This is a genomic window from Streptomyces sp. UH6 (assembly GCF_013421635.1).
Lineage (GTDB): Bacteria > Actinomycetota > Actinomycetes > Streptomycetales > Streptomycetaceae > Streptomyces > Streptomyces abyssomicinicus.
On record NZ_JACADT010000326.1, the window covers coordinates 1 to 5676 of the forward strand.

Sequence of the window (5676 nt, forward strand, 5' to 3'; positions counted from 1 at the left end):
GCCCCAGCCCTCGACGGTGACCGGCACCAGGCCCGACCCCTCGATCACCGCGTCGACCTGGTCCCCCTTCAGCCGGTGGTAGTCCGCGATGTCGGAACGGGTGCCGACGCCCAGGGCGCGGCCGGCCTGCACGACCAGGCGGCGCACGCACTCGGTGTCGTCCACGTCGTCGTGGAGCAGGTCGCCGGGGACGGCGCGTTCGGCCAGGTCGTAGACGCGCTTCCAGCCGCGCCGCTCGACGCAGACGACCTCGCCGTACATCAGGGCCCGTTCCACCGCGACCTTCGAGGCGGACCAGTCCCACCACTCGGAGGTGCGCTTCGCCCCGCCCAGTTCGGTGGCGGTCAGCGGCCCCTCCGCCCGCAGCTGCTCGATCACCTGCTCGTAGGCGCCCTGGGGCAGTTCGTGGTTCCAGTGCGGACGGGCGCGGTAGGCGCGGCGGCGGAAGGCGAAGTGCGGCCACTCCTCGATGGGCAGGACGCAGGCGGCGTGCGACCAGTACTCGAACGAGTGGGGGCGGCCGTCGCGGTCCTTGCTCCAGTACGCCGACTCCACGGGCCCGCGGCCGACGGCGCCCAGACGGGCGTAGGGGACGAGCTCGTGGGAGCGGGCCAGCACGGAGATGGTGTCCAGCTGGACCGCGCCGAGGTGGCGGAGTATGCCGCGGACGCCACCGCGGCGGTCCGGCGCGCCCAGCAGCCCCTGGGCGCGCAGGGCTGTGCGCCTGGCCTCGTCGGCGGAGAGCTCGGCTACCGGACGGGGACGAGAACGCGCAGACATGACGGCCATGGAGGCACCCTAGAGGGCCCCGCCGACAGCCGTTTCCCGGGCCGGCGGATCGGCCGGTCAGAGCCGGCGGATCGGCCGGACGGGGCCGGGGGACGGCCGGTCAGGTCCGGGGATCAGCCGGTCAGGTCCGAGGGGATCAGGGAGGCGATCCAGGCGTCACGCTGGCCGCCCCGGCTGAACAGGGCCTGGCGCAGGGTGCCCTCGTGCACGAAACCGCAGCGGTCGGCGACCGCTCGGGAGGCCGTGTTGCCGACCTCCGCACGCCATTCGACGCGGGCGGCCTTCCGGTCGGTGAGACCCCAACGGCACAGGGTGCGGGCCGCCTCGGTCACCAGGCCGCGGCCCCGGTGCTCCTTCACGGACCAGAAGCCGAGCTCCAGGACGCCCGGGCCGCGCCTCATCAGACCCAGGCAGGCCGCCAGCGGGCCCTCGGCCCGCGCACCGCCGTCGCCGTGCCCGCCGTCGCCGTGCCCGCCTTCGGCGTTCCGGCCGCCGCCGTTCTCGTCGGCGAGGAAGGCCCCGAAGGTGTACTCGGTGTCCCCGGCCCAGCCCTGGGGCACCATCTCCCTGACGAATCCCCGCGCGTGCTCGGCGAGGTAGGGCGAGGGCACGGTGGTCCAGTGCTGGATCTCCGGGTCCTGGCAGGCCGCGAAGACGGCCCCCGCGTCGGCGGGGCCGAGCGGGCGCAGGATCAGGCGTTCGGTGGTGAGGATGACCGGCTCCATCGCCCGATTGTGCGGTCCGGTGTCGTGGGTGGCCAGCAGATTTTCGCCCACAGTGATATCGCGGCACGAGAGGTGGAGATGTCGGGCAATTCGGTCACCGGGCGCGGCACTATCGGACACTCCCACACGTTGTGTCCTGTTGGGAGCAGCTCACGGCGGCCGTCGGCCGCGGAGTTCTCCGCTCCACCGGGGCGAGGCCAGACCTCCCGGCGCGGCGGGGTCCTCGCATACGATGGCCGTTGCTCACACGTATTAGGCAAGCGAGTACCAGCAAGCGACCGTCCCAGGCCCGACCGGCAAGGAGACCAGCCCCCGTGTCCGTCCTCTCGAAGATCATGCGTGCAGGCGAAGGCAAGATCCTGCGCAAACTGCACCGCATCGCGGACCAGGTCAACTCCATCGAAGAGGACTTCGTCAACCTCTCCGACGCCGAGCTGCGAGCCCTCACCGACGAGTACCGCCAGCGGTACCAGGACGGTGAGAGCCTGGACGACCTGCTCCCCGAGGCGTTCGCCACCGTGCGCGAGGCCGCCAAGCGCGTCCTCGGCCAGCGGCACTACGACGTGCAGCTGATGGGCGGCGCCGCCCTCCACCTCGGCTACGTCGCCGAGATGAAGACCGGTGAGGGCAAGACCCTCGTCGGCACCCTGCCCGCCTACCTGAACGCGATCTCCGGCAAGGGCGTCCACCTGATCACGGTGAACGACTACCTGGCCGAGCGCGACTCCGAGATGATGGGCCGGGTCCACAAGTTCCTGGGCCTGACCGTGGGCTGCATCCTGGCGAACATGACGCCGGCCCAGCGCCGCGCGCAGTACGCCTGCGACATCACCTACGGCACCAACAACGAGTTCGGCTTCGACTACCTGCGCGACAACATGGCGTGGTCGAAGGACGAGCTGGTCCAGCGCGGCCACAACTACGCCATCGTCGACGAGGTCGACTCGATCCTCGTGGACGAGGCCCGTACCCCGCTGATCATCTCCGGTCCGGCGGACCAGGCCACCAAGTGGTACGCCGACTTCGCCAAGCTGGTCACCCGTCTCAAGAAGGGTGAGCCCGGCAACCCGCTCAAGGGCGTCTCGGAGACCGGCGACTACGACGTCGACGAGAAGAAGCGCACCGTCGCGATCCACGAGTCCGGTGTCGCGAAGGTCGAGGACTGGCTGGGCATCGACAACCTCTACGAGTCGGTGAACACCCCGCTGGTCGGCTACCTGAACAACGCCATCAAGGCCAAGGAGCTCTTCAAGAAGGACAAGGACTACGTCGTCATCGACGGCGAAGTCATGATCGTCGACGAGCACACCGGCCGTATCCTCGCCGGCCGCCGCTACAACGAGGGCATGCACCAGGCGATCGAGGCGAAGGAAGGGGTGCCGATCAAGGACGAGAACCAGACGCTCGCCACGATCACGCTGCAGAACTTCTTCCGCCTCTACGGCAAGCTCTCCGGCATGACCGGTACGGCCATGACCGAGGCCGCCGAGTTCCACCAGATCTACAAGCTCGGCGTGGTGCCGATCCCGACCAACCGGCCGATGGTCCGCAAGGACCAGTCGGACCTCATCTACCGCACCGAGGTCGCCAAGTTCGACGCGGTGGTCGACGACATCGCGGAGAAGCACACCAAGGGCCAGCCGATCCTGGTCGGCACGACCTCGGTCGAGAAGTCCGAGTACCTGTCGCAGCAGCTGTCCAAGCGCGGTGTCCAGCACGAGGTGCTGAACGCCAAGCACCACGAGCGTGAGGCGGTGATCGTCGCCCAGGCCGGTCGCCGGGGCGCCGTGACGGTCGCCACCAACATGGCCGGCCGTGGTACCGACATCAAGCTCGGCGGCAACCCCGAGGACCTCGCCGAGGCCGAGCTGCGGCAGATGGGCCTCGACCCCGAGGAGCACATCGAGGAGTGGGCGGCCGCCCTGCCCGCCGCCATGGAGCGCGCCGAGGCCGCGGTCAAGGCGGAGAAGGACGAGGTGGAGCGCCTCGGCGGTCTCTACGTCCTCGGCACCGAGCGGCACGAGTCGCGTCGTATCGACAACCAGCTGCGCGGTCGTTCCGGCCGGCAGGGCGACCCGGGCGAGTCCCGCTTCTACCTCTCGCTGGGCGACGACCTGATGCGCCTGTTCAAGGCGCAGATGGTCGAGCGCGTGATGTCCATGGCGAACGTGCCGGACGACGTGCCGATCGAGAACAAGATGGTCACCCGTGCCATCGCCTCCGCGCAGTCGCAGGTCGAGCAGCAGAACTTCGAGGCGCGCAAGAACGTCCTCAAGTACGACGAGGTGCTCAACCGCCAGCGTGAGGTCATCTACGGCGAGCGTCGCCGCGTGCTGGAGGGCGAGGACCTGCAGGAGCAGATCCAGCACTTCATGAACGACACCATCGACGCATACGTCTCCGCGGAGACCGCCGAGGGCTTCCCGGAGGACTGGGACCTGGACCGTCTGTGGGGCGCGTTCCGCCAGCTGTACCCGGTGAAGGTCACCGTCGAGGAGCTGGAGGAGGCGGCCGGCGAGCGTGCCGGTCTGACCGCCGACTTCATCGCCGAGTCCATCAAGGACGACATCCACGAGCAGTACGAGGCGCGTGAGACGCAGCTCGGCTCGGAGATCATGCGTGAGCTGGAGCGCCGGGTCGTGCTGTCGGTCCTGGACCGCAAGTGGCGTGAGCACCTCTACGAGATGGACTACCTCCAGGAGGGCATCGGCCTGCGCGCGATGGCGCAGAAGGACCCGCTGGTCGAGTACCAGCGCGAGGGCTTCGACATGTTCACCGCCATGATGGAGGGCATCAAGGAGGAGTCCGTCGGCTACCTGTTCAACCTGGAGGTCCAGGTCGAGCAGCAGGTCGAGGAGGTGCCGGTCTCCGACGAGGCGCCGTCGCTGTCGAAGGAGAACGCGGTTCCGGCGGGTGCCCGCCCGGAGATCCGCGCCAAGGGGCTGGACGCGCCGCAGCGGCCGGACCGGCTGCACTTCTCGGCGCCGACGGTGGACGGCGAGGGCGGGGTCGTCGAGGGCGACTTCACCAGTGACGGTGAGCCGGTGCGGTCCGCCGCGGACGGCCTGACCCGCGCCGAGCGTCGCAAGCAGGCCAAGTCCTCGGGGCGTCGCCGCAAGAAGTGACGTCGCCGCCGCGGGCCGGTGACGGCGAAGCGGTGAACGACCGGTGGTGAACGACCGGTGGTGAACGACAGGGGCCGGGCGCGGACAGCGCCCGGCCCCTTCGCGTTCGCCGTTCCGGCCCGCGGCCACCAGGGCGGTGGCTATTCTGCGGTCCATGACAAATCGGGGGACGGCCACGGCGTGGCGGACCGGCGCGGTGCCGCCGCGGGTGCCGCGGGCGTGCCCGGTGCGGGTGTCGGGGTCCGCCGCGGAGCGGGTGGACGGTCCTGCGGCGGTGCGGTGGGAGACCGCGCGGCCGCTGTCGGCCTGACGCGTCGTGGCGGGCGGCGGGGTGTGGCGGGCAGGCGTGTGGCTGTCGTGTCTGCTGGCGGTGGTGGCGGGCGCGTTCGTGTGGACCCGGCAGCTCAACGGGATGCCGCTGGTCGGCTTCGACATCACGTACGTGACGGACGACGTGCGCGGTGCGACGCATCCGGTGGCGTACGAGTACGTCAGGCACTTCGCCGGGCTGGTGGAGTGCGTGTTCCTGGTGGGGCTGACGGTGGGTGCGCGGGGCCCGCGGGTCCGTCTGGTCGCGGGGGGCGTCCTGCTCCTGGTGTGCGCGGTCCTGGTGACGACGGGCGTGCGGACCCTCGGGGACGCCTCGTCGCACGTGGACCTCTCGCGGGCGGCGGCCGACCGGTTCGCCGCTGCGGTCGTGTTCACGCTGGCCCTGTCGGCCCTGGGCGGGGCCGTGGCGCTGGTGTGCCGGAGGTTCGTCTTCCACGACGGCTTCGTCGCCGGCCTCCTGGCCGGTGCGGGTTCCCTGCACCTGGTGGCCGTCTTCCTGCTGGCCTCGGCCCTGGACCCGCCGATGGAGCTGACCGGGTGGGCGTGGGTGCCGGGGGTGTGCCATCTGGTGGCGGCGGGGTGTGTCGCGGCGTGGGTGGCGGGCCGCCGGGAGACGGCGCCGTTGCCCGGCTGACGGCGCGGTGCGGGGTCCGATCGCTGTCCGTCGGGCCCGTCTGTACGGCCCGCCTGTGGCCCGTGTATCCGGC

The 5676-nt window shown here is 70.8% G+C and carries 4 protein-coding genes; 2 read left to right on the forward strand and 2 right to left on the reverse strand.

Translation table 11 applies throughout. The annotated features are described in order from the left end of the window. Together HW445_RS16655 and HW445_RS16660 are read right to left on the reverse strand one after the other, a co-directional pair. Positions 1-789: DNA glycosylase AlkZ-like family protein (locus tag HW445_RS16655; RefSeq protein WP_257231114.1), on the reverse strand; the 789-nt coding region annotated here is incomplete at its 3' end. A 113-nt stretch (positions 790-902) separates the two neighbouring features. Then, positions 903-1514: a GNAT family N-acetyltransferase gene (locus HW445_RS16660; protein ID WP_180221808.1), complete on the reverse strand. Its 612-nt coding sequence runs from the start codon at positions 1512-1514 to the stop codon at positions 903-905. 314 nt (positions 1515-1828) lie between these two features. Between HW445_RS16660 and secA the strand changes: the two genes are divergently transcribed. Next, positions 1829-4639 (forward strand): preprotein translocase subunit SecA, encoded by a 2811-nt coding sequence (gene secA / locus HW445_RS16665; protein ID WP_180221809.1) that lies wholly within the window; start codon positions 1829-1831, stop codon positions 4637-4639. A gap of 346 nt (positions 4640-4985) precedes the next feature. Further along, entirely contained in the window at positions 4986-5603 is a 618-nt protein-coding gene (locus tag HW445_RS16670; RefSeq protein ID WP_180221810.1) for a hypothetical protein, read from the forward strand. Positions 5604-5676 lie beyond the last annotated feature (73 nt).